23 protein-coding genes, 1 pseudogene and 1 other annotated feature are annotated in these 24,177 nt (G+C 29.0%); of the genes and pseudogenes, 6 read left to right on the plus strand and 18 right to left on the minus strand.

Annotation, left to right across the window (positions count from 1 at the left end; translation table 11 throughout):
- Positions 1-73: 73 nt before the first annotated feature.
- From HGAG_RS05220 to cls, 4 genes are all read right to left on the minus strand, one after another.
- The gene (locus HGAG_RS05220; protein WP_019118198.1) at positions 74-1,327 is read right to left on the minus strand and encodes a membrane protein; all 1,254 of its coding nucleotides are present in this window, start codon (positions 1,325-1,327) and stop codon (positions 74-76) included.
- Entirely contained in the window at positions 1,327-2,190 is an 864-nt protein-coding gene (locus HGAG_RS05225; protein ID WP_019118199.1) for an ATP-binding cassette domain-containing protein, read from the minus strand. The genes HGAG_RS05220 and HGAG_RS05225 overlap by 1 nt, the downstream gene beginning before the upstream one ends.
- Entirely contained in the window at positions 2,162-2,554 is a 393-nt protein-coding gene (locus HGAG_RS05230; protein WP_019118200.1) for a GntR family transcriptional regulator, read from the minus strand. Before HGAG_RS05230 ends, HGAG_RS05225 begins: the two co-directional genes overlap by 29 nt.
- A 150-nt stretch (positions 2,555-2,704) precedes the next feature.
- Positions 2,705-4,306 carry a cardiolipin synthase gene (gene cls, locus HGAG_RS05235; RefSeq protein WP_019118201.1) on the minus strand — a complete coding sequence of 534 codons (1,602 nt, stop codon included), beginning with the start codon at positions 4,304-4,306 and terminating at the stop codon, positions 2,705-2,707.
- A 157-nt stretch (positions 4,307-4,463) separates the two neighbouring features.
- Here cls and HGAG_RS05240 point away from each other — a divergent pair, with 157 nt between their 5' ends.
- The 3 genes from HGAG_RS05240 to HGAG_RS05250 all read left to right on the plus strand — a co-directional run bounded on the left by HGAG_RS05240 (position 4,464) and on the right by HGAG_RS05250 (position 6,970).
- A complete protein-coding gene (locus HGAG_RS05240; protein WP_019118202.1) occupies positions 4,464-5,252 on the plus strand; it encodes a bifunctional hydroxymethylpyrimidine kinase/phosphomethylpyrimidine kinase in 789 nt (262 codons plus the stop codon).
- A gap of 16 nt (positions 5,253-5,268) precedes the next feature.
- A complete protein-coding gene (locus HGAG_RS05245; protein WP_019118203.1) occupies positions 5,269-6,609 on the plus strand; it encodes an MATE family efflux transporter in 1,341 nt (446 codons plus the stop codon).
- A 139-nt stretch (positions 6,610-6,748) separates the two neighbouring features.
- Positions 6,749-6,970, plus strand: coding sequence for a hypothetical protein (locus tag HGAG_RS05250; protein ID WP_019118204.1), 222 nt, complete (start codon positions 6,749-6,751; stop codon positions 6,968-6,970).
- 149 nt (positions 6,971-7,119) lie between these two features.
- On the opposite strand, the gene HGAG_RS05255 is transcribed toward HGAG_RS05250, so the two are convergent.
- The 4 genes from HGAG_RS05255 to HGAG_RS12045 all read right to left on the minus strand — a co-directional run bounded on the left by HGAG_RS05255 (position 7,120) and on the right by HGAG_RS12045 (position 10,902).
- A complete protein-coding gene (locus HGAG_RS05255) occupies positions 7,120-7,359 on the minus strand; it encodes a Veg family protein (RefSeq protein ID WP_019118205.1) in 240 nt (79 codons plus the stop codon).
- A gap of 92 nt (positions 7,360-7,451) precedes the next feature.
- A complete protein-coding gene (locus HGAG_RS05260; protein ID WP_019118206.1) occupies positions 7,452-8,837 on the minus strand; it encodes an aminopeptidase in 1,386 nt (461 codons plus the stop codon).
- 9 nt (positions 8,838-8,846) lie between these two features.
- Positions 8,847-10,691: a molecular chaperone HtpG gene (gene htpG, locus HGAG_RS05265; RefSeq protein ID WP_019118207.1), complete on the minus strand. Its 1,845-nt coding sequence runs from the start codon at positions 10,689-10,691 to the stop codon at positions 8,847-8,849.
- A 61-nt stretch (positions 10,692-10,752) separates the two neighbouring features.
- Entirely contained in the window at positions 10,753-10,902 is a 150-nt protein-coding gene (locus tag HGAG_RS12045) for a hypothetical protein (protein ID WP_019118208.1), read from the minus strand.
- Between the two features lie 280 nt (positions 10,903-11,182).
- Between HGAG_RS12045 and HGAG_RS05275 the strand changes: the two genes are divergently transcribed.
- Positions 11,183-11,398 (plus strand): DUF1858 domain-containing protein, encoded by a 216-nt coding sequence (locus tag HGAG_RS05275; protein ID WP_004838081.1) that lies wholly within the window; start codon positions 11,183-11,185, stop codon positions 11,396-11,398.
- Positions 11,399-11,444: 46 nt separating this feature from the next.
- Here HGAG_RS05275 and HGAG_RS05285 read toward each other — a convergent pair whose 3' ends face one another.
- The 8 genes and pseudogenes from HGAG_RS05285 to HGAG_RS05320 all read right to left on the minus strand — a co-directional run bounded on the left by HGAG_RS05285 (position 11,445) and on the right by HGAG_RS05320 (position 20,410).
- A complete protein-coding gene (locus tag HGAG_RS05285) occupies positions 11,445-12,800 on the minus strand; it encodes an alanine/glycine:cation symporter family protein (RefSeq protein WP_456151203.1) in 1,356 nt (451 codons plus the stop codon).
- Positions 12,801-13,231: 431 nt separating this feature from the next.
- On the minus strand, positions 13,232-13,759 hold the full coding sequence (locus tag HGAG_RS05290) for a tryptophan transporter (RefSeq protein ID WP_019118212.1): 528 nt from the start codon (positions 13,757-13,759) through the stop codon (positions 13,232-13,234).
- Positions 13,760-13,811: 52 nt separating this feature from the next.
- Positions 13,812-14,080: a binding site (T-box leader), on the minus strand.
- An 8-nt stretch (positions 14,081-14,088) separates the two neighbouring features.
- Entirely contained in the window at positions 14,089-15,129 is a 1,041-nt protein-coding gene (locus HGAG_RS05295) for a prephenate dehydratase (RefSeq protein WP_019118213.1), read from the minus strand.
- A pseudogene (locus tag HGAG_RS12055) lies at positions 15,122-15,672 on the minus strand (chorismate synthase). Before HGAG_RS12055 ends, HGAG_RS05295 begins: the two are co-directional and overlap by 8 nt.
- The gene (locus tag HGAG_RS12060) at positions 15,608-16,195 is read right to left on the minus strand and encodes a chorismate synthase (RefSeq protein WP_019118214.1); all 588 of its coding nucleotides are present in this window, start codon (positions 16,193-16,195) and stop codon (positions 15,608-15,610) included. Before HGAG_RS12060 ends, HGAG_RS12055 begins: the two are co-directional and overlap by 65 nt.
- A gap of 1 nt (position 16,196) precedes the next feature.
- Positions 16,197-17,207 carry a 3-deoxy-7-phosphoheptulonate synthase gene (aroF, locus tag HGAG_RS05305; protein WP_019118215.1) on the minus strand — a complete coding sequence of 337 codons (1,011 nt, stop codon included), beginning with the start codon at positions 17,205-17,207 and terminating at the stop codon, positions 16,197-16,199.
- A 286-nt stretch (positions 17,208-17,493) separates the two neighbouring features.
- Positions 17,494-19,149 carry a putative manganese-dependent inorganic diphosphatase gene (locus HGAG_RS05315; RefSeq protein ID WP_019118217.1) on the minus strand — a complete coding sequence of 552 codons (1,656 nt, stop codon included), beginning with the start codon at positions 19,147-19,149 and terminating at the stop codon, positions 17,494-17,496.
- Positions 19,150-19,156: 7 nt separating this feature from the next.
- The gene (locus HGAG_RS05320; RefSeq protein ID WP_019118218.1) at positions 19,157-20,410 is read right to left on the minus strand and encodes a hemolysin family protein; all 1,254 of its coding nucleotides are present in this window, start codon (positions 20,408-20,410) and stop codon (positions 19,157-19,159) included.
- Between the two features lie 99 nt (positions 20,411-20,509).
- Here HGAG_RS05320 and HGAG_RS05325 point away from each other — a divergent pair, with 99 nt between their 5' ends.
- Positions 20,510-21,835: an NCS2 family permease gene (locus HGAG_RS05325; RefSeq protein ID WP_019118219.1), complete on the plus strand. Its 1,326-nt coding sequence runs from the start codon at positions 20,510-20,512 to the stop codon at positions 21,833-21,835.
- A 60-nt stretch (positions 21,836-21,895) separates the two neighbouring features.
- Here HGAG_RS05325 and HGAG_RS05330 read toward each other — a convergent pair whose 3' ends face one another.
- On the minus strand, positions 21,896-22,195 hold the full coding sequence (locus HGAG_RS05330) for an MTH1187 family thiamine-binding protein (protein ID WP_004838072.1): 300 nt from the start codon (positions 22,193-22,195) through the stop codon (positions 21,896-21,898).
- A gap of 9 nt (positions 22,196-22,204) precedes the next feature.
- The gene (locus tag HGAG_RS05335; protein ID WP_019118220.1) at positions 22,205-23,491 is read right to left on the minus strand and encodes a M18 family aminopeptidase; all 1,287 of its coding nucleotides are present in this window, start codon (positions 23,489-23,491) and stop codon (positions 22,205-22,207) included.
- 103 nt (positions 23,492-23,594) lie between these two features.
- Here HGAG_RS05335 and HGAG_RS05340 point away from each other — a divergent pair, with 103 nt between their 5' ends.
- A complete protein-coding gene (locus HGAG_RS05340) occupies positions 23,595-24,167 on the plus strand; it encodes a xanthine phosphoribosyltransferase (protein ID WP_026074055.1) in 573 nt (190 codons plus the stop codon).
- Positions 24,168-24,177 lie beyond the last annotated feature (10 nt).

The raw sequence follows: 24,177 nt of genomic DNA on the forward strand, positions 1-24,177 counted from the left end.
TTATTCTATTTTACCAAATTTAAAATTTTAATCACACAAAAAGACTGAAGATAAACTCCAGCCTTTTAATTTTTTAAACTTTTAATTTTAATTTAAACAAAATATTAAATATTTTAGTAAATACAAAAATTAAAAATGCAAATATTACAAAATTAATTATAGAGAATCCTTTGAAAACAGATTGTTGAAAAATCATAGTTCCACCGCACGCACAAAGCAAAATTATTAAAACTTTCGCAAGATTTTCTATAGGTTTTAACAAAACCATCTTTCCAGATTTTTCTGTTTTCGTTTTTTCTATCAAAGAATATGAAACTATAAATACAAGCAAGGAAAATATTATTAATCCAGCCAAGGCTAAGTAAGAATTATCATAATTTGAAGCAGGTCTTAAAATAACTTTAATAATTTTGTTAAAATAAGATGTGTCATTAGGAATTTTATTTTCAATTAAATATATTAAAGACCTTTCATATAAAGATTCGCCTTTGAATAACATATTTAAACTGTCCCATATAGCATTTACAATATCAATAAAGAAAAAAGTCATTACGCCTAGTCCAACATGACCTAAAATATTTCCTGCCATAAAACCTACTGACAAAATTGTAAGATAAATAGCTGACAAAAATCCAAAATTTTTCAAATTTCCTGGAATATATTTGACGCCAGTTTTTAAAATTTCAACATTTGAAGTTTTTACTATCATATAATTTAAAATTGAGCTTATCAAAACAAAGCCAAAAATAATTACAAGCCCAAATATAATTTTCATTAGAAAATCTTTTTTCTTTGTCCATGGATAAGTTCTGGCAAATTCATAATAAGAAGTTGAATGCTCCATTGATGAAAATAAAAATCCCAAAACTAAAACCACAATCATACCCGTAATACTTATAGGAATTGAAAAGAAATTGTTCGTTTTTTCCTTCATCTCTTTTGACAAATAGTTATAGCTAGTTAGGTTTTGCAAATATTCTCCATTTTTTAAATAATACTCATCATATTTTTTCATTTCCTCTTCACTTGCTTTTGAAAAATTAAAATTATCATACTTGCCATATTCATATTTTTTTGCCATTTTTTTAAAAATAATATCATTTTTTTCAAAGAATTCTTTATCTATTACTACATCTTTTTTGTATTTCTTGCCTGTATTTGCCATGATATTTATTTTATTTGTAACACTAACCAAAGAATCATGTTTTTCTTCCAAGGTATTTGTTTGGAAAACTCCATAAAAAAGAAGGCTAACTAAAACAGCAAGAATTATCCAAAATCCATTTCTTATTGTAAGAATTTTAATTTCTTTCTTAAAGTCTTTCATTATTTACTCCTTCCCTTCTCCCAATAAAAATTATCCTCAATTTTTGATTCCAAAACATCAAATTGTACAATAGATTCATTTCTTTTTATATCATCAAGAATATTTTCTCTATTATCAATCAAAATTGTATAAACTCTTCCCAAATGAAATCTCAAAACAGATTTTTCAAGAATTTTTGGATCTAATTCATCCTTTACAACCACTTGCAACTTAACAAATTTTTCCTTATTTTGATAAAGATTTGTAAGTTTTCCTTCCTTAGAAAGATAGAGAGTTTCATCAGCAACTTTTGCCAATTCCTCAAGCTCGTGGCTTGATGCAAGAACAGTTCTTCCTTCTTCTTTCAAATCCAAAATATAAGTAAGAATAATCTCCTTATTTAAAACATCCATCCCATCAAGAATTTCATCCAAAAGAACAACTTTTGCATTTGTAGAAATAGTAGCCAAAAGCCCAATCAAATTTTTATATCCTTTTGAAAAAGATCTCAAAGATTTTTTTAAATCTATATTATTTTTTTCAAGCTCTTTTTTTGCAAATTTTTTGTTGAAATTCGGATAAATAACTTCATAATATTCAAGCATTTTTTCAACCGATATATAATCAAAATAATCAAACCTATCAGGCAAATAAACAATATTTTCCAATATGTGCTTATCCTCCGCACAAGATTTTCCAAAAACATTAACCTTGCCCAAATCTTTTTGAAAAATATCAGCCATTACTTTCAAAAGAGTAGTTTTGCCAGAGCCATTTCTTCCAACCAAAGCATATATTTTTCCTTCTTCCAAAGAAAAATTTACATCTTCCAAAACCTTATTTTCCCCAAAAGATTTATAAAGGCTCATTACTTCCACAGCCATTAGAGTCCTCCTTGCTCTTTTCATAAATATTTTTAATCTTTTCAAAACTTATTCCATAAAAAATACATTTCAAAAAAATATCGTAGAGTTTTTTCTCAAGTTTTTCTTTTTTTACATCAATTATTTCATCATCTAAACTTACAAAAGTCCCAAGACCTTTTTTTGTAAGCAAAATTCCTTCTTCTTTTAATTTGTTGTAGGCTTTTTGAACGGTAGATTGATTAATCAAAAGAGCTTTTGATAAATCTCTTACAGATGGCATAGTGTCGCCGTCAATCAAAATTCCTTGAGCAATCATTAATTTTGTTTGCTCAACGATTTGTTCATTCAAAGGAATTTGAGATGAGCTATTTAAATCAAACATAAAAACCCCTTCCTATAATTTCTGTATGGTGTATGGTGTATCTCCATACACTTCTTAATTCAATTATAACTAGAATATTTTTCTTGTCAAATATTTTTTTGAAATTTATTTTAAAATTTTTCAAAGAAAAAAACCTAGATAAAACTAGGTTTACATTAATGGGGCAAATGGTTTTACTATGAAAGCTATTATTTTTTTATAAATTGGATAAGATTTTACATCGTCAAGGCTTATTTGTTTTCCTATATCAAAACTTATTTCAAAATCTTTTAATATTTCATTTATTACTGGATGTTTGTGAATATACACTCCGCATTCAAAATTTAAATAAAGAGCTCTATAATCTACATTTACTGATCCTACTACTGCTTTTTCATTATCGGAAACCCAAGTTTTTGCATGGATAAATCCTGGCAAATATTCATAAATTTTAACTCCGGATTCAATTAATTTTTTGTAATGAGATTTTGCTAGCATATATGGAATTTTTTTGTCTGGAATAGCTGGAAGAATTATTCTTACATCTACTCCTCTTTTTGCTGCAAAAGTTAAAGATTTTGTCATTTCATTATCTATAATTAAATAAGGTGTCATGATATAGGCGTAGTCTTTAGCTGTATCTAGTATGTGCATATAAATATTTTTGAAAAATCTTTCTTTTCTAATCGGATTATCTCCAACTCCAATCATATAGCCTTGTGACTTTTGTGAATATGTTTGTAAATATCTTTTTAAATCTTCTTTTTCTTCGCTATCCCACAATTGCAAAAACATAATTGTAAATGATTGAACTACTGGGCCTTTTAATCTTATAAAAGTATCTTTCCAATGGCCAAATCTTTCTTCTACATTTATATATTCGTCAGCCAAATTTACTCCGCCTGTAAAAGCTACTTTGCCATCTACTACCAAAATTTTTCTATGATCTCTGTTGTTGTGGTAGGTTGATATAATTGGAATTATTGGAGAAAAAACTTTGCATTTTATTCCAAGATTTTCCATCTCTTCTGGAAAATTTTTTGGTAGATTTAAAATTGCATTTGTTCCATCATACATAAGTCTTACTTCAACACCCTCACTTGCTTTTTGTGCAAGCTCTTCTAGAATTGTCCCCCAAAAATATCCTTGGTGTATTATAAAAAATTCTACAAAAATAAAATCCTTGGCGTTTCTTATCGCCTCAATAATATCATTAACTGCGTCATCTCCAACTCTGTAATATTTTGCATCATTATTTTTGCTTACAGGATATGAGCCGTAATCATTTAAATATTTTACTAAATTATAAAATTCCTTATCTTCATTTTTTAATTCTTCTACCAAATCTTCATCGATTGTGTGCAGATAATTGGTTTCTTCTTCGCTATCCATAATTGAGCTTTCTTCGATTTTTTTTCCTATATCAATTCTTGATAAGATAAAAAACATAATTCCAAAAGTAGGAAAAGCTGCAATTAGAAAAAACCAAGAAAGCTTTTCGTAAGGATTTACATCCATTGACAAAATCACAAGCAAAGAAATTGCCGCTATTAATGCTGATGATCCAAAAATTACAGATGGGTCGATTGAAAGATGTCTAAGTATTGCCATAAAAATAAAAATTTGAGCAAGTACCAATAAAACATACAAACCCGCCCTGCCAAAAACAACTTTCAATAAAGATGATTTTGTTTTTTCAACAAATTTGTTATCGTTTAATATTTTTTTAATTTTTTCATTATATTTTTTCATATTGTTATTATACTTTTTCATGATATTATTATACCTAATTTCGCCTTATTTTAACAGGATAAAAATTTAAAATATTTTATTAAAAAATCTAACAAAAATCTTCTTATTTGCTTATTTTCATTAATATAACTATAATAGTTCTATAAGAATGAATTAGTATTTTTTTTAAAGGAGTTATATGAAATCTTGTAAAAATAATGAAAAAATTTTGCTTATTAATGACTTTCTTTCAAGTGGAAATATTGGTGGAAGTCTTTGCAAAAGTGTATTAAATTTTTATTCTTTTGATGTAGATTTTGTACCTACAGCTTTAATTTCAAATATGTTTTCTCTAAAACCCATAGAAATTTTTGATTCTAGTAATTTTTTGACCAATACTCTTGAAGTTTATAAAAAGCAAAACAGAAAATATAAGGCAGTTTTTGTGGGCTTTGTTTTAAATTTTAATCAGGCAAAAATAATTTGTGATTTTGTAAAAGAAAATAATCTATTTATGGTACTTGATCCAATCATGGGAGATTCTGGAAAAATCTATAGTGGTCTTGATAAAAATATTGTAGAAATTTATAAATATATGGCAGATTATGCCCATATAATTATTCCAAATCTCACAGAGGCAAGGCTTTTGACTGATAATAAATTTAAAAAAGCTCATGATATTGTAGATTATTATGAAAATATCGGTAAAAAATTTATTATTACAAGTGTTGAAGATGGAAACAGACATTTTATTTTGGCTAAGGATAAATATTTTATAGAAGAAGATTATAAATTTTTGGACAAGTCTTTTGGCGGAAGCGGGGACTTGTTTGACTCAATTTTTTTGGCAAATTATTTGAAAAATAATGATTTTTTACTTGCAATTAAAAATACAAGGGATATGATAGCTTGTATTCTTGATATGCAAATTAAGATTGATGATAAAGCAAATGATATTAGTATAAATGAAATTTTGAAAAAATTATAGAAAGTGAGGTAGTTTTTTGATTAAAAATAAATATTGGAAAAGGGCCTTGCAAATTGCTTGGCCGTCTGTCTTGGAGTCATTTTTTATTTCTTTGGCAGGCTTAATTGATACCTTTATGGTTTCATCAATCGGTTCATCAGCAGTTGCTGCAATTGGACTTACAACCCAGCCAAAATTTATCGCCCTTTCCTTCTTTATTGCAATTTCCGTTTCAGTTTCAGCCCTAGTTGCAAGAAGAAAAGGCGAAGAAGATAAAAAAATGGCGAACCAAACTATGGTTACTGCAATGATTGTAGCTGTTAGTTTATGTATAATAATCTCTTCAATTTTTGTAATATTTACTCCACAAATTATAAAACTTGCAGGCTCATCTCCTGACACTCACGATTTGGGAGTTTCATATTTTAAAATTATAATGGCAGGAATGATATTTAATGTAATTTCCATGACAATAAATGCAGGCCAAAGGGGAAGTGGAAATACACAAATAGCCTTTACAACAAATCTAGTTTCTTCTATTATAAATATATTTTTCAATTATTTACTTATAAATGGAAATTTTGGTTTTCCAAAATTAGGAGTAAAAGGAGCTGCAATCGCAACAGTTTTGGGAGCTTTTGTTGCAGCAGTTATGAGTTTTTCTTCTCTTTTTAGAAGATCATCATATATGTCTTTTGGGCTTATAAAAAAATATAAACTTACTTTCTCAAATTTTATATTTAAAGAAATTTTTGGACTAGGCTCAAATATTTTTATAGAAAATATAGCAGCAAGAATTGGATTTTTGGTTACAGCAATCACAGCCGCAAAACTTGGAACAGACCAATTTGCAGCTCACAATGTAGGAATGAATTTGCTTTCTCTTTCATTTTCATTCGGGGATGGTATGCAGGTTGCAGCAGTTGCCCTTACAGGCAATGCCCTCGGAGCAAGAAAAAAAGAAGAAGCAATAAAATATGGAAAAACTTGCCAAGAAATTGGCTTAACAATTTCAATAATAATATCTGTTATTTTTGTATTGTTTAGAAAAAATATTTTCAGATTATTTTTTGATGATGACAAAATAATAGCTATGGGCTCTGTAATAACTTTTTATCTTATATTCATAGTTATTTTCCAAATTTCTGAAATAATTTTTGGAGGAGCTTTGAGAGCAGCAGGCGATGTAAAATATACACTTGCCGTAAGTTTGATTTCAATTACCTTTATAAGATCTGCTGCAACATTATTTTTTGTAAATATTATTCATTTGGGACTTCAAGGAATTTGGATAGGAGTTCTAGCAGATCAAGTTTCACGATTTATCGGATTATGGACAAGATTTAGAAAAGGCGATTGGGTCAATATAGAAATTTAATTAAATGAGATTTTAATTATATATTATAAAATAAAAATATTTTTCACATAAATATTTGAATTTTTCTTCAAATCTGGTATATTATACTTACTATCGGTTAAGATAGTAAGTATATTTTTTTAAACAGGGGGATTAAACAATGAAAATTAAAAAAGTATTACCAGTATTAGCATTAACAGTTGCTTTAGTAGGATGTGGAAAAAAAGCTGACACAACATCAAACGCTTCAAGCACACCAGCTTCAACAACAACTACAGAAAAATCTGATTCTAACGCTAGTACAATGGATTCAAACGCAGCAAGCACACCATCATCAAACGATGCTAGTACACCTGCTTCAGACGCTGGATCAAATAAATAATTAAATTTTAAACAAAAAAAGAGCAAGAATTTCTTGCTCTTTTTTGTTGAAATTTTTTAAATCAAAATTCAAATTAATTTTTTTAATAAAATTAAAATCAAAAAAATCATCCTCAAAATATTAGGATGATTTTTTGAATTAATCTATAATTAATTGTTTATTTGTAATCTAACTGTAGATGTTAAAACATCTGAGTAGCTGTATGATACAGTTCTTTCTGCATCAAAATCATTATTTACTTTTATTGTAAATACACTTGGGAAAGCGTCTAAAATTATACCGCTTTTGGTAACAATTCTTTTTCTACCCTTATCAGCTTTTAAAGTAACTTCTTTTCCTACGTTTTTTTTAACTTCTGACCTTATTTCACTAACTGATTTAAATTCCATATATCCACCTTCCATGCATTTGTATATATTATACAACAAAATTGTGGATAAGTCAAATTAGCGTAATATTATACGCTAGATTAAAATTCTTGTCAAATATTTTTATAAAAGGCTCTATAAGCTGTAAAAGTTGAGTAGAAATCTGCTTTCGAAATTAATTCTATTGGTGCGTGCATAGATATTACTGGCGTTCCACAATCAACTACATCCATTCCATATTCTGCAAGAATATAGGCTATTGTTCCTCCACCACCTTGATCAACTTTTCCAAGCTCTCCTGTTTGAAAAATTACTTCATCTTTATTAAAAGCAAGTCTAACTTGTGATAAATATTCTGCATCTGCATCATTTGATCCACCTTTTCCACCTGAGCCTGTGTATTTTGTTAAGGCAACTCCGTGAGAAATTTGTGCTGAGTTTTGACTTTCTGTTGCATCTTTAAAGTTTGGATCTTCTGCCAAGGTTACGTCAGCTGATAAAACTTTTGAATTTCTCAATGCCCTTTTAAATTTAATCAAATCAAATTCTTCTTTTAAATTCATAATTTCTAAAAGAGTATTTTCAAAAAATTGTGAAGTCATTCCTGTTGCTCCAACTGAACCAATTTCTTCCTTGTCAACAAAAAGTCCTACCAAAGTTTTTTTACTTTCTTTTATATCAAGCAAAGCTCTCAAAGCTGCGTATGAGCAAACTCTATCATCATGGCCGTGGGAGGCTATCATTGATTTATCAAAACCAACCTCTCTTGCTTTTCCAGCTGGAACTGCTTCAAGTTCTGCCGTTATAAAATCTTCTTCTTCAATTCCGTATTTTTCATTTAAAATTTTTAAAATATTTTTCTTAACTGGATTTTCTTTTTCATCTAATAGTGGCCTATTGCCAACTATAATTGACAATTGCTCGCCTGTTATAACTTCTTTTGCAGATTTTTCCATCAATTGTCTTGATAAATGAATTAAAAGCTCTGAGATAAAAAATACTGGCTCATCATCCTTATCTCCGATTGAAATATCTACTTTTTCTCCATTTTTTGTAAAAACTACTCCGTGAAGGGCAAGGGGCATATTTGTCCAATTATATTTTTTTACTCCCCCATAATAGTGAGTTTTTAAATAAGCAAGTCCGTTTTCTTCTGTAAGCGGAACAGGTTTTAAATCAAGCCTTGGCGAATCGATGTGACCTCCAACTATAGCAAGTCCATCTGATAAATCTTCGCTTCCTATATGAAACATAGCTACAGCTTTATTTTTATTTACTGCATAGATTTTATCGCCAGTCTTTATTTTTCCAGCCTTTATTTTTTCTTCAAGGTCAACATAACCTGCTTTTTTTGCTAAATTTATAATTTCTTTTGTAGCAAGTCTTTCAGTTTTTCCCTTGTCCAAAAAATCCATATAATCTTTTGAAAGACTTTCTAATTCTTTTTCTTGGTCTTGGGATAAATTTTCCCAGACATTTTTTCTTTTGTACTCTGTCATTTTTTTCTCCTAAATTAATTTCCATATATTTTTTGCATACTCAAGAGGATTATCAATTTCAAGTCCTTCTATAAGTTTTGCTTGATCAAATAAAATATTTACTATCATTTTAAATTCATCAGAATTTTCTTTCAAATCTTTTTCTAATAATTCATAGGCCTTGGAATTTTTATTTATTTCTAAAACTTTCTCCGCCTTAATATCTGGGGCATTTACTTGAGATTTTAAAGTTTTTTCCATCTCAATTGAAACATCTCCCCTTTGTTTTATCATTGAAATTACATCTTCTGATAAATTATCTGAAATTTTTACATCTACTACTTCTTCAGGTAAAATTTCCTTGATTTTTTCAACCAAGTCTTTGTTTTCTTCGTTTTCACCTTCGTTTTCTTCAACTTGATTTATTGATTTAAAAGGAATTTCCTTGTAAGTATTTAGCATTTTTATCAAAAATTCATCCAATTTTTCATCAAGTAAAAGAACATCTTTGTCTTCATCTACTGATTTTAAGGCTGGGGAATTTTTGATTTTTTCTAAATTTTCTCCAACTGTATAAAGGATATTTTCATCTGTTGATTTCAAATCTTTCTTGTATTCATTTAATGAAATCATTTTGTCTTTTCTGTAGGAATTGAATAATAGTAAATCTTCTAGCCTATCTTTTTTCCCTCCAAATGATTCATAAATTGCAACTTTCAAATTGTTACCAAATTCTTTGAAAAATATTTGGTATTTTTCCCTATCATTTTTCATCAAATCCATTAAGTGAGATCTGATTTTATTATTTATTTGTTTGGCAATAAATCTTAATTCTCTTGTTTCTTGAAGGGTTTCTCTTGAAATATTTAAGGAAATATCATCACTTTCAACAACTCCTTTGGCAAAAGAAAATTCATCTTCAAGTAAATCTTCGTGCCTATCTTTAATTTTTACTCCTGATGAATAAAGTTGTAGACCTTTTTGGTAATCTTTTGAATAAAAATCAAAAGGAGCTTTTCTTGGAATATAAATTATCGCCTTAAATTCAACAGTTCCTTCTATGTTTAAATGAATCCATGATAAAGGATCATCAAAACCAAATCCTTGATCCTTGTAGAAATTTATATAATCTTCATCAGTCAAATCTTTTTTGGATTTTTTCCAAATTGGAATTTCAGAATTTAAAACTTCTACTTCCTTATAATCTTCATATTTTGGATCTTCATCTGTAGAATCTTTAGTTTTTCTTGACTTTGTAACTTCCATTTTGATTGGATATCTGATGTAATTTGAATATTTTCTTACAAGTTCTTTGATTTTATATTTGTCAAGATAAATATCATAGTTTTCATCTTCTGTATTTTCTTTTAAAAATAAGGTAATATCTGTTCCATTTTCTTTTTTGTCAGATTTTTCAATTTCATAGCTTTCGGCATTTTCACTTACCCATTTATAAGCTTGGTCATCTTTTTTGGTATTTACGATAATTTTTTTGCTTACCATAAAGGCTGAATAAAATCCAACTCCAAATTGTCCAATTAGATTATTTAAATCTTCGCTTTCAATTTCTTTTTTGAAAATTTCTGTACCAGATTTTGCAATTGTTCCAAGATTTTCTTCCAAATCTTTTTCATCCATTCCAATTCCAGTATCCCTTATTGTTAAAGATCTTTCTTCCTTGTTTGGAATTATTTCGATATAATAATCTTTTTTGTCTACGTTTTTATCTGATTTTAAATCTTTATAATATAATTTATCAATAGCATCTGAGCCGTTTGATATTAATTCCCTAAGAAAAATATCCTTGTTTGTATAGATTGAATTTATCATCAAATCCATAACTTTTTTGGCTTCTGCTTTAAATTCTTTTTTCATAAATCCTCCTTAGCACTTCACATTGCCGACTGCTAATATTATACTTACTCTAAAATTTTTTTCAATTTTCTAAATCTTTGGCAAGGCTGAATATTTCAGCTTGAATTTTAATTTTTTCCCTTTTTATTTTTTCAATTTCCTCATTTTGTTTTTTTGAAATTAAAATCGACTGAACAAAATTTGAAATAATAAAAGCTCCAACAAAAACCATAATTTTTGTAGGCGTTTTTGTCTTAGCCAAAGATATAATTAATAAAAAAATCAAAGAAAAAATAAAGATTTAAGAAAAAATGAAAAAAATGAATTTTTCTTTTTATTTTTTCCAAATTTTCATCTAGATCTTGGAGTTTTTTCCTTAATTCCATAATATTTTTTAAATTTTTCTCATTCATAACATCACCAAAATAATTGTACCCCAATTCCTAGTATTTTACTTTGATTTTTAATTTCTCTTATAGTAAAATAATTTTTAGACATAAAGGAGGGTTTTTATGGCTTTAGAAGATAGAAAAAAAGAGAAGGTGGAAATCACACACGATATGTTAATCGGAGATATAATCCAAGCAAAACCAGAATCAATTAACACTTTCCTTTCAATAGGAATGGGTTGTATTGCTTGTCCTTCATCTTTGTACGAAACCTTAGATGAAGCTTGTATGGTTCACGGAATTGATCCAGATTTCTTGCTTGAAAAATTAAATAAATAAAAAAAAAGACTTTTGCAAATACCAATGCAAAAGTCTTTTTTGATTTTTAATTTTTTTCAAAATATTTTTCCCACTTATTATCATAAGTCCAAAAATAATTTCCTTTTTTTTCTGAATCTTTGTACTTATCAAAATCATTTAAAATTTTCCTATAAGTCTTGCTCATTATAATCAGTGCCAAAATATTTGGAACAACCATTAAAGCATTTGCTGTATCAGCAACCGACCAAGCAAATTTCAAACCGCCGATTGAGCCTAGATAGCAAAAAATAATATAAATATATTTGAATAAATCAGAAAGTTTACTTGATCCTGTCAAATATTTTACACATCTTTGCCCATAATAGCACCAAGAGACTGTCGTTGTAAAAGCAAATAACACTAAAGCCAAAGAGACCAAATATTTTCCCCAAAAAATTGATTTTGAAAATGATGCAGCCGTAAGGGCAGCACCTTCAAGGCCTTGTGTTTTATAAATTCCACTTGTAATAATTACAAGGGCAGTCATGGTACAAATAATCATTGAAGAAATAAAAACTTCAATCGCTCCCCACATTCCTTGTCTAATTGGATGGTCGGTATGACTTGTTGCATGAGCCATGGGTGCTGTACCAAGACCTGCTTCATTAGAAAAAATTCCCCTTGCAAGCCCCCACCTAATAGAAATTAAAATCCCAGAGCCTGTTGCTCCTCCTGCAAAAGCTTTTGGATTAAAAGCTCCAATAATAATTTCTTTAAAAGCTGGAATTAAATTTTCAATTTGCAAAATAAGAATCAAAATACAAGCTACAATATAAAAAACTGACATTATAGGCACAATTTTAGATGCAAAAGCTCCAATTCTTTTTATCCCACCAACAAGAACCAAAAGCATAAAAATAACGATTAAAATTCCACCAAGATGCAAATTTAAACCAGTCATAGCATTTAAAGATTCAGAAATAGAATTTGATTGAACCAAAGCTCCCGTTCCAATAATTGCAATAAAAGCAAAAAACGAAAAAATTTTCGCCAAAAATTTTGAGCCAGTTCCCTTTTCGATATAATACATTGGTCCGCCAATATATTTTCCATCATCATCTGAAATTCTTGTAGCAACAGCCATAGTAACTTCAGCCATTTTTGTTGTCATACAAATAAAACTTGCAATCCACATCCAAAAAATCGCCCCAGCACCACCAAAGCCAATTGCCGTTGCAACTCCTACAATATTTCCAGCCCCAATCGTTCCAGCAAGAGCTGTCGAAACCGCCTCAAAAGGAGAAATAGAATTTTCATCAGATTTTGAATCCTTAACAAGTCTTCCAAAAGTATTTTTAAAAATATAAGAAAAATTTTTAAAAACCCAAAAATTTGACCTATAATTTAAAACTATTCCCCCAAAAATCAAGACGATAATCATAGGATAACCCCACAAAAAATCGCCCAACTTAGCATTTAATTTTATAATTTCCAAAACGGACTAACCTCTTTCTAATTAATATAAGTTTATTCTTATTATTATAAAGGTTTTTTAAAAAAATAAAATAATAATTTATATTTTTTCCATTAAAAAAATTTTTATCCTATAAAAATCCAGACTGTTGACAAAGTATACAAATCCTCATGCTAAGAATATCATACGGAAAAAATTGATTTGATTTCAAATTTTAAAATTCGTCAAAAAAACGCACTGTTTGAGCGTTAGCGAGTTTGCGTTTTTAGAATTTTGGAATTTAGAAATCAACAATTTTTGAAGTCCGATATTCGTGCTTGAGGATTTGTCTACGCTCTGAATTTTTATCCTATAAAAATCAAAAATTTTTCCTTAATTTAAATTGTCTACGCTCTAAATCAAATCTGAGCTAGGCTTCTTGCAAAATTTTTATTATACGTGCTCATAACTTTATCAAAAAATAAGCCTACAAGAATATTTATGCCAGCAGTTGGAAGAACTAGGCTTACAAACATTAATTTTATACCAAATCCTTCTGGTAAAGCTCCTGTTATATTCATCAAAAATAAAAATACAAGTCCAGATATTGCAGTTCCAAGAAAATATAGGCTCCCAATCGAAAAAATATTTTCTATTTTTATTTTTTCAAAAAATTTTACAGCAAAATATACAAATAAGGATGAAATAATTTTATCTGTAATATTTGGCACAAAACCACCTGGTGCACTCGTTGTAATTCCTGCCAAAATTCCACCAGCAAGACCTACTGCAAGTGACATTTTAAAATCCTTATTTAAAATAATAATTGTAAAAACACACACCAACATAAAATCAGGTTTTACCATTCCCACAAAGCCTGGTATCAAATGAAGTATTGTTCCTATTGCAAGTAAAATTGACGCTTGAGTTATAGTTTTTGTTTTCATAATTTTCTCCTTTAAATATTTTAAAATTTTCCAATAAAAAAACCACTTACTCCAAAGGAGCAAATGGTTGAATTCGCGGTGCCATCCTTTTTATGTAAAATAAATTTCAATAAATTAATAAATCCTACATATCTTTATTCTGATACTAATTTAAAATAATTTCATATCATATCCCTATAACGTGGGAAGACGGCCTTGGGTACTTTTTTCACCTTAGCACTCTCAGATCCATTCGGTTTTACTTCTTTGCTTGTTTCCACCACACACAAACTCTCTATAAAAGATTTATAAAACTTACTTACTTCTGATCAAAGTTTTATTATTTTAACTTATAAGTTATTTTGATTATATATTGAATTTATATTTTTGTCAAATGCTTTGTTAAAGTCAATATAAGCTCCCATAAATTCAAAATCTCTAGTATTTTCATATAAAAAATCCAAAAGACTCCTAATTCTTTTCTCTTTAATAGAGCCTTCAAAGTCAAAATAAAATACAAATTCAAAATCAGAACCAGGAATTGGAGAAGATTCAAGCTTAGTCATATTTACACCCAAAATTTTAAATTTTTCTACAATATTAATAAGAGAACCCGGCTTATCAAAAGCTTTTAGCCTTACAGAAATTTTATTTGCCTTTTCATAAATTTTTAAATTTTTAGACACTATAATAAATCTCGTATAATTATTTGATTCATTTTGAATATTTTCGTCAATTATTTTTAATTTATAAACCTTAGCACAAAATTTTGAGCCAATAGCTCCAAGTTTTTTATCATTTTTCTCTTTTATATATTTGCTCGCAAGAGCCGTATTATAATATTCTTTTTGAATAAATCCGTGTTTATTTATATATTTTCCACATTGGCCAAGAGCTTGCGGATGAGAATAAACTGTTTTTATATCAGAAAGTTTTGCATCTAAATTTCCCAACAAATAATGATTTATATCTAGCTTATAATTTCCAATTATAAAAAAATTTCTTTCAAGCATTAGATTATAAACTTCTTTTACAGAGCCAAAAGATGAATTTTCTAAAGGCAAAATTCCAAAATCACATATATTTTCATCTATTGAATCAAGGATTTGGTTAAATTTTTTGTAATAGTTTATTTTACCTTTGGGAAAAATAATATGGGAAACTTGATCGGCATAAGAGCCTTTTGCCCCTCCTACAGCAATTTTTCCTTCTTTAGGAAAAATTTCTCTTATAAATTTATCTTGTAAATATTTCGAAAATTTTCCATCACAAAGGCTCATCATATAATCTTTATATTTTCCTTTTACAAGTTTATCTAGATTTTCCAAATCTTCTTTTTTATAATTTTCTTTTTCTAAATTTTTAATAATTTTTTCAATATTTTCAATCATTTAACAAGTCCAATAAGGTTAAAGCTAAAATAGATTCTCCAATAGGAGGAGTTCTAAGGGCAAGGCATGGATCGTGTCGTCCTTTAATTTGCAATATTTTTTCTTTTTTTCTTTTATAGAAAATGATTTTTGACAAATAGAAATTGACGGAGTCGGTTTGAAAATTAAATCAAAAACTACAGGCATACCATTTGTAATTCCTCCAACAACTCCACCAGCATTATTTGTTATAGTTTTTACTTGTCCATTTTTAATTTCAAATTGGTCGTTGTGCTGAGAACCTTTCATTTTCATTGCATCAAGTCCCAAACCAAAAGAAACCGCCCTAAGAGCAGGAATCCCATAAGAAAGATAGGAAATTTTTGCCTCAAAAGAATCAAATAGCGGATCTCCAAGTCCTTTTGGAATATTTTCCCCAAAAACTTGGCAAATTCCTCCAATAGAATCTCCATCTTTTTTTACTTCTTCTAAAAGATTTCTAATTTCTTTTCTTTTTTTCGTCCAAAACAAGAATTTCTTTTTGAGAAATTTTTTCCAATTCATCCATAGGAGGATTTGCCAAATCAATATTTTTATCTTCAATTCCTCCAATATTTTTAATCCTTGATGAAATTTTTATATTTTTTTCTTCTAAAATTTGCTTGGCAATTCCTCCTGCAAGACAAAACGGTGCAGTTAATCTTCCAGAAAAAGGTCCTCCCCCATTCATATCCATATCATTTCCATATTTTATAAAACTAGTATAGTCTGCATGAGATGGCCTTGGAATATCATTTAAATTTTCATAATCTTTGGATTTGTAATTCTCATTTTTTATTATTGCTGTTATGGTTTTTGAAATTATTTTATTATCTCTTACTCCAGAAATAAAATTTATCTTGTCACTTTCTTTTCTTTTTGTGGTAAATTTTGATTTTCCTGGAGCTCTTCTTTGCATAAAATTATTAAGTTTTTCCATGTCAATTTCAAAACCAATTTTCATATTATCCATAACTACACCCATATATTCTTGGTGGCTTGAGCCAAATATGGTTATTTTTAAATTTTTGCCAAAGCTTTGACTCATTTTAAATTTCCTTTCTTAAATCATGGATTTTTTTTGTAGCCTTTACTATTTTGTCAAAATCATCTGGAACTACGCATTGAGCTCCATCAGAAAATGCTTTTGCAGGATTTTCGTGAACTTCTATCATAAGTCCATCTGCCCCAACTGCCGTTGCACTAAGAGATAAATCTTTTACATATCTTGAAATTCCCGCCGCATGAGATGGGTCGATTATTATTGGAAGATGAGTTTTTTCGTGCAAAAATGGAACAGCAGTTACGTCCAAAGTATTTCTTGTTGCTGTTTCAAAAGTCCTAATTCCTCTTTCACAAAGAATAACTTTTGTATTTCCCCTGCTCATAATATATTCTGATGCCATCAATAATTCTTCATAAGTTGCAGATAGGCCTCTTTTTAATAAAATTGGTTTATCAACTTCTCCAAGTGCTTTTAATAAATCAAAATTTTGCATATTTCTTGCTCCAACTTGAAGAATATCTACATTGTCAAAATATTTTAATTGGTTAATTTCCATAATTTCTGAAACAAGGGCAAGACCTGTTTCTTCTTTTGCTTTTATTAGATAATCAATAGCTTTTTTGCCATAACCTTGAAAAGAATATGGGCTTGTTCTTGGCTTAAAAGCTCCTCCTCTTAAAATTGTTGCACCAGATTTTTTGATTTTTTTTGCAATTGATACAATTTGTTCTTCGCTTTCGACTGAACATGGTCCTGCCATATAAACAAAAGATCCACCACCGATTTTTGTTCCATTTTCGAGAGTAATTATTGTATCTTCTGGGTGAAATTTTCTGTTTGCTTTTTTATAAGGCTCTTGGATTCTTATTACATCATCAACAACACTTTTTGATTTCATATCATCTTTTGAAACCTTGGATGTATCTCCCAAAAGTCCCAAAATAGTCGTTTTAAAACCAACTGCCTTACTTACTTTAAGCCCCATATCTTCAATTTCTTTTATAAGATCTTGTACTTCTTTTTCATTTGCACCATTTTTTAATTTAATAATCATTTTCTTCTCCTAATAAAATCTCTTTTTTCTTTTAAAATTTTTTATGTAATTTTTTAAGCTAATTTATTATTTAAAAATAAAAAAGCTTCCTGGCTATTACCAAGAAGCTAAAATTCAAAAAAACTTAAAATGTTTTAAAATTTTGCACATGATAAATAGCCTTACTTTTGTCAAAAGTAAAGTTAAAAAAGTAAAAGCTAGTTTGTGCAAAATTTAAGTTTTTCATTATTTTCTCCTGTTTTCTAAATTTTCTATATTATAGCATAGAAATTTTTTTCAGTAAAGTTTAATTATTGTGGGAATTCATAATAGCTTCAGTTATTTTTGGTATAACTTGTTTTTTTCTGGATAAAACACCAGGAGCTGAAATTGTTCCATTGTTTACCTTATTTCCAAAAACTTTTTCTATATCATCAAGATAGTTTCCCACGACTAATAATTCAGATTTTTTATTGAAAATATCTGTAAGAACAAGGACAAATGTATTTTCTCCCTTAGCATTTAATCTTTCTTTCATAAGAGCAATTAATTTATCTTTTATAGGATTTAATTCTTCTGGATTCATTGTCATAACTTGTCCAACTCTAATTTTGTCATCTCCAATTGTAAATGCTTTTACATCTCCATCAATTAAATCTTCTGGCGATTTATTTTTAAGACTTGTTCCAGCCTTAAACATCTTCATAGCAAAATCTTCTGGATTAATATCTGCAATTTTTGTAAGTCTATTTAAAACTCTTTTGTCAGTTTCTGTTGTTGTTGGAGATCTAAATAAAAGAGTATCAGAAATTATTGCTGCTGAAAGTAAACCGGCAATCTCTTTTGTAGGTCTTATTCCTGATTCAAAAAACATTTTTGCAACTATGGTTGCAGTTGAACCCACAGGCTCTGCCCTAAAAAATAAGGGTTGATTTGTTACAACATTAGCTACTCTGTGGTGGTCAATTATTTCAATTATTTCTGCATAATCAATATCATCAACTGATTGGTTTCTTTCGTTGTGGTCAACCAAAATTAATTTTTTCTTCTCATCAGAAATCAAATGGTATCTTGAAATTGCCCCAAGAACTTTTCCCCTTGCATCAACAATTGGATAAGATCTAAATCTAGTTTTTCCCATAACTTCACGAACTGTATCAACTGTATCTTCTGGAGAAAAATAAACCAAATTTTCTGTGCTCATAACATTTGCAATTGGAACTGCCATTGGCAAAAGTCTTGCAGTCATAAAGGTATCATATTCTGTTGAAATAATTGTAATATTATTTTTTTCAGCCTCTTTTTTTAGCTCCTCTTTCATATCAGAGCCATTGGTTAAAATAATTAAAGAAATATTTTTATTTATCAAATACTCTTGAGCTTCAAGCCTATTTCCTGTTATAACCAAATCTCCATCTCCAACCAAAGAAGTTTCTGGAGAATCTTTTTCATTCATGGCATAAACCATCATTTTGCCTGTAAAATCTCTAGGTTTTTTTGGATTGACCATAAGCTTTGCAGATAAAATATCCACTATATTTTCAATTGGCGTGTGAGTTCTTCCAATAATTCTATCATCCCAAACTTCCATATAAGAATGGGTTAAGTTTGACAAAGATGCAACTCCAATTAATCTTTCCTTATCATCTACTACAAAAAGAGAGTTCAATTTATTTTCTTGAATTATTGACCAAGCATTTCTAATTGGAAGAGATTCATCAACATTATAAGAATTGTCATAGTCAATATCTTTTATTTGAAGTTTCATAGAATCCTTGTGAAGAGGAGCCTTAACTCCAAAATAATCAAGAACAAATTGAGTTTCTTGATTTACATGACCAAGTCTAATCGGAATCGCCTCGCTATCTCCCAGCCTATTTTTTAGATTTGCATAAGCAAGGGCTGAGCAAATAGAATCAGTATCTGGATTTTTGTGACCTGTAATATAAACTGTTTGTTTCATAATACCTCTAACTTTCGCTATCAAATTTAACTCTAAGTAAATTTATCTTGTAACGTTCAACCTTCTCACAAATCAAAGTAACATCATCAACCTTTACAATATCTCCAGTTTTAGGAAGACGGTTAAGATAATCAATTACCAAACCTCCAACCGAATCATTTTTAACTTCTTTAATATCTCTATTAAAATAATCATTAAAATCATTTATGTGCATACTTGCATCAACTATAAATTCATTATCAGAAACCTTGTAGACTTTTTCATCATCAGGATCATATTCATCGTAAATATCTCCAACAAGCTCCTCAATAATATCTTCAATCGAAACAAGCCCTTCCGTTCCGCCGTATTCATCAACAACAATAGCAAGGGACACATTCATTTTTTTCATTGATTTAAAAAGATCAATTATATTCATATTTTCATAAGCATAGTAAGTTTGCCTTAGCATATCTTTAAGCCTTGGCTCTCTGCCCTCAGCGACAAAAGTAACAATATCTTTCATGTGCAAAACGCCTACAATATTATCAATACTTTCGCCATAAACAGGAATTCTTGAATGCTTAGATTCAATTAAAAATTTATCCAATTCTTCCTTAGTCGAATCAATAGCTATTGCCTCCATATTAGTTCTTGGAGTCATAATATCAGATGCAAAAGATCCAGCAAAATCAAAAACATTATTTATAATTTCACTTTCTTCATTGTTAATAACGCCTTGCTCTTCCCCAACATCTACAATAGTTTTCAAATCTTCTTCTGTAACCTTATCAGAATTATCAGCCCCATCAGATAATTTTTTTGTAAGATATTTTGTAAATAATCCCAATAAAAATACCGTAGGCTTTAAAATTATAGAAACAATATAAATAGCTTTTGAAAATCTAAGAGCTATTTTTTCGCTATTAATTTGAGCTGCAAGCTTTGGAGTAATTTCTCCAAAAATTAAAACTGTTATAGTTACAACAACTGTAGAAATAAAAGCACCAGCAGCTCCAAAAATATCAGTAAAAAATAATGCAGCTATGGTAGTAGTAACAATATTTACAATATTATTTCCAACAAGAATTGTTGTAATTGTGTTTTGGCTATCATCAACGAGTTTTCTAAGCAATGATGCGTTTTTTACATTTTTTTCTTCAAGTTGCCTTAATTTAAATTTGTTTACAGAAGTAATAGCAGTTTCTGAAGATGAAAAAAATGCAGAAAGCAAAATCCCCAAAATCATTACAAATAACTCAATTATATTTTTTGTCGTCAAAACTTCCTCCTTGAATACATTATATGAGAAATTTATAAAAAAATAAAGTGATTAATTAAAGTAATTATGATATAATATGCTCGAAAAAAAGGAGGAATTATGGAAAAAAATTCGAACGAATCACTTGCCGAAAAAATTTTCAGATTAAAAGAGAAAAAAACAAATGTAAAAACTGAAATTATGGCAGGAATTACAACATTTATGACTATGTCATATATTTTGGCAGTAAATCCACAAATTTTGGGAGATGCCGGAATGGATAAGGGCGCAGTATTTACTGCAACAATAATTGCATCAATAATTGCAATTTTAATTATGGCTCTTTACGCAAACCTTCCTTTTGCCCTTGCACCAGGCATGGGACTAAACGCATTTTTTACCTACACAGTTGTAATGACTATGGGAAAAAGTTGGGAATTTGCATTAGCAGCCGTTTTTATTGAAGGAATTATTTTTGTATTTTTAACATTTTTTAATGTACGTGAAGCAATTTTTAATGCCATACCAAGAAGTTTGAAAACTGCAGTATCAGTAGGAATCGGATTATTTATTTCTCTAATTGGTTTATTAAATTCTACTGTAATTGTAAAAAATGATGTAGGCCTTGGACTTGGAAATTTAGTTAGCAAAGAAAGTTTTATATTTTTTATAGGACTTTTGATTATGGCAGTTTTAACAGCAAGAAAAACAAAAGGAGCCTTGTTAATAGGAATCATAATTTCTACAATTATTGCCCTATTTACAGGAGTAAGCAAGCTCCCAGAAGGCGGAATTATTCAATTGCCACCATCACTTAGTCCAATTGCTTTCAAATTAGATTTTTCATCAATGTTTTCACTTGAAATGTTTTCTGTTGTATTCGCATTTTTATTTGTAGATTTATTTGATACAATAGGAACACTTACAGGAGTTGCAACAAAAGCAAAAATGTTAGATGAAAATGGACAGTTGCCAAATGCTGGTCGTGCACTTTTTGCAGATAGTATTGGAACAACAATAGGAGCACTTTTAGGAACATCAACCGTAACAACATTTGTAGAAAGTGCAACTGGAGTTGCAGAAGGTGGAAGAACAGGACTAACTGCTTTATCAACAGGATTTTGTTTTTTCCTATCAATATTTTTCTATCCATTAATCACAATAATTCCAGCTCAAGCAACAGCAGCTGCTCTTGTAATGGTAGGATTATTTATGATAGATTCAATTGTTGATATTAATTTTGGAGATTTCACAGAATCATTCCCAGCCTTTATGACAATAATAATGATGCCATTTGCTTACTCAATTGCAGAAGGAATCGCCTTTGGAATGATTTCATACGCAAGCGTAAAATTATTAACAGGAAAAGGAAAAGAAGTTTCCCCACTTGTTTATGTCCTTGCCTTAGTATTTTTACTAAGATATTTACTTCCATTATTTTCGTAAAATAAGCAAACAAAAATTCCCCATTAATTTTGGGGAATTTTTAAATTAAGATAAAATATTTTACATCTTATCTTCAACTGATTTTATTTTTTGGTCAAGACTTGCTTTTTTGTCGCGTCTGTCGTCTATTTTTATTACTGAATAAACTCTATCTGCTCCATTTTTAAAAACTGATTCTTGGCAGGCTCTGATTGCTTCAAAGGCCCTGTCTATATCTCCATGGATAACTGTTCCCATCGGATTTAATCTTACTTCCAAATCTTCATATTCTTTCAAAACTTTTTCGCATCCTGCTACATATTTTGAAACTGAGGTTTCTTTTGTTCCTATTGGTACTACTGTTAATTCTATAACTGCCATAATATCCTCCTAATATTTTTTATTGTAAAAATCTTCAAATATTTTTATAGCTTCTATGTGATCATCTACTCCGCCAAACTCTCTTATTGAGTGCATAGCAAGAATTGGTGTGCCGACATCGATTGATTTTATTCCGGATTTGGAAGAAACAATTGGACCAATTGTAGAGCCACCGACCTTGTCAGATCTGTTGTGAAAAGTTTGAACTTTTGCTCCAACATTTTTTGCATGTTTTAAAAATCTCGCCCTAGTTTCTACATTTGTTGTATAAGCACCATTAGAAGCTACCTTTATTCCTATACCCATATTTATTCTTGTATTATTTGTAGAATCGAATAAATTACTATAGTTTGGATGAATTGAGTGAGAAAGGTCTGCTGAAATTAAATATGAATTAGAAAGAGAAATAAAATAATCTTCCCTATTATAACCCAAATTCATTACAATTCTTTCCATAATTTCATCCAAAAATGGAGAAGATGCTCCTGTCCTTGTGCCTGATCCAATTTCTTCATTGTCATTTAATACGCACATATTAAATTTTTTATTTTCACTATTAATTAAAGCTGTAAGAGATTGGTGGACACTTGCAAGATTATCAAGTCTTCCAATATGAATAAATTCATCATCACTTCCCATAAGAGATCCTTTTTGCCTATCAAAAAGTGCCAAATCAAAATCTATTATTTTTTCTTCATCTACTCCAATTTCTTTTGCCAATAATTTTTGCAAAAATCCTTCTTTTTTAAAATCATCTTCGATAGTTTTTATAATTGGAGAAAGTTCATCTTGCATATTGTACTTATATCCAGAATTTAATTCTCTATTTATATGAATTGCGCAGTTTGCAATTGTCAAAAGATTTTTTTCAATTTTTACAAGTTTTGATTTAAATTCTCCATTTTCTTCAAAAACAACTTTTCCTGCCAAAGACAAATCCCTATCAAACCAAGAAGATACAATCATTCCCCCATAGCCTTCAACATTAAATTTCAAAAATCCATTTGAAGTCATTTCTGGATTTGATTTTATTTTAAAAGTTGGAGAATCTGTGTGAGATCCAATTATATCAAACCCCTTTCTTGGATCATCTCCCACACTAAAAGCAATTAAAGCTGTATCGTCACGACTTACAAAATATTTTCCGCCTTTTTCTAGTTTCCATTTTTCATTTTCATTTAGTTTTTTAAAACCATTTTTTTCTAAACGATCAATAGAATTTTTGACAGCAAAATAATTTATTGGACTTTGGTCAATAAATTCTATTAAGTCATTGATTATTTCATTTCTATTCATATAATATATATTACCCTATAGATAGCTTTATAAAAGTGATTTTTGACTTTTTGTTAAACTTTGCTTTATAATAATAAAAAGAGTACGGAGGTAAATGTTTATAATGAAAAAATTAGAAGAAGTAATATTAAGCCATGGTAAGGTTCTTGGCAAAGATATTTTAAAAGTTGATTCTTTTCTAAATCATCAAATAAAACCAAAATTGATAAAAGAAATGGGAGAAGAATTTGCTGAGCATTTTAAAGACAAAAATATAAATAAAATTTTGACAGTTGAATCATCAGGAATTGCCCCAGCAGTTATCACAGGTCTTGTCCTTGATTGCGATGTAGTTTTTGCAAGAAAACAAAAATCTCTTACAACCGATGATAATACATTTTCTTCAACTTGCTATTCTTATACAAAAGAAGAGATGAAAAGACTTATTGTAAGCAAGGATTACTTACACGAAAATGAAAATGTCTTGTTGATAGATGATTTTTTGGCAAATGGTCAAGCTGCCAAGGCTATGGTTGCAATTTGTAAACAAGCAGGTGCAAATGTGGCTGGTATTGGAATAGTTATAGAAAAATCCTACCAAGACGGAAGAAAACTTCTTGATGATATGGGCATAGATGTTTACTCTCTTGCAAGAATTTCTCACATGGACGGAAAAGAAATAGAATTTATAGATTAATCTAAGATGG

The organism is Anaerococcus obesiensis ph10 (assembly GCF_000311745.1).
GTDB classification, from domain to species: domain Bacteria; phylum Bacillota; class Clostridia; order Tissierellales; family Peptoniphilaceae; genus Anaerococcus; species Anaerococcus vaginalis.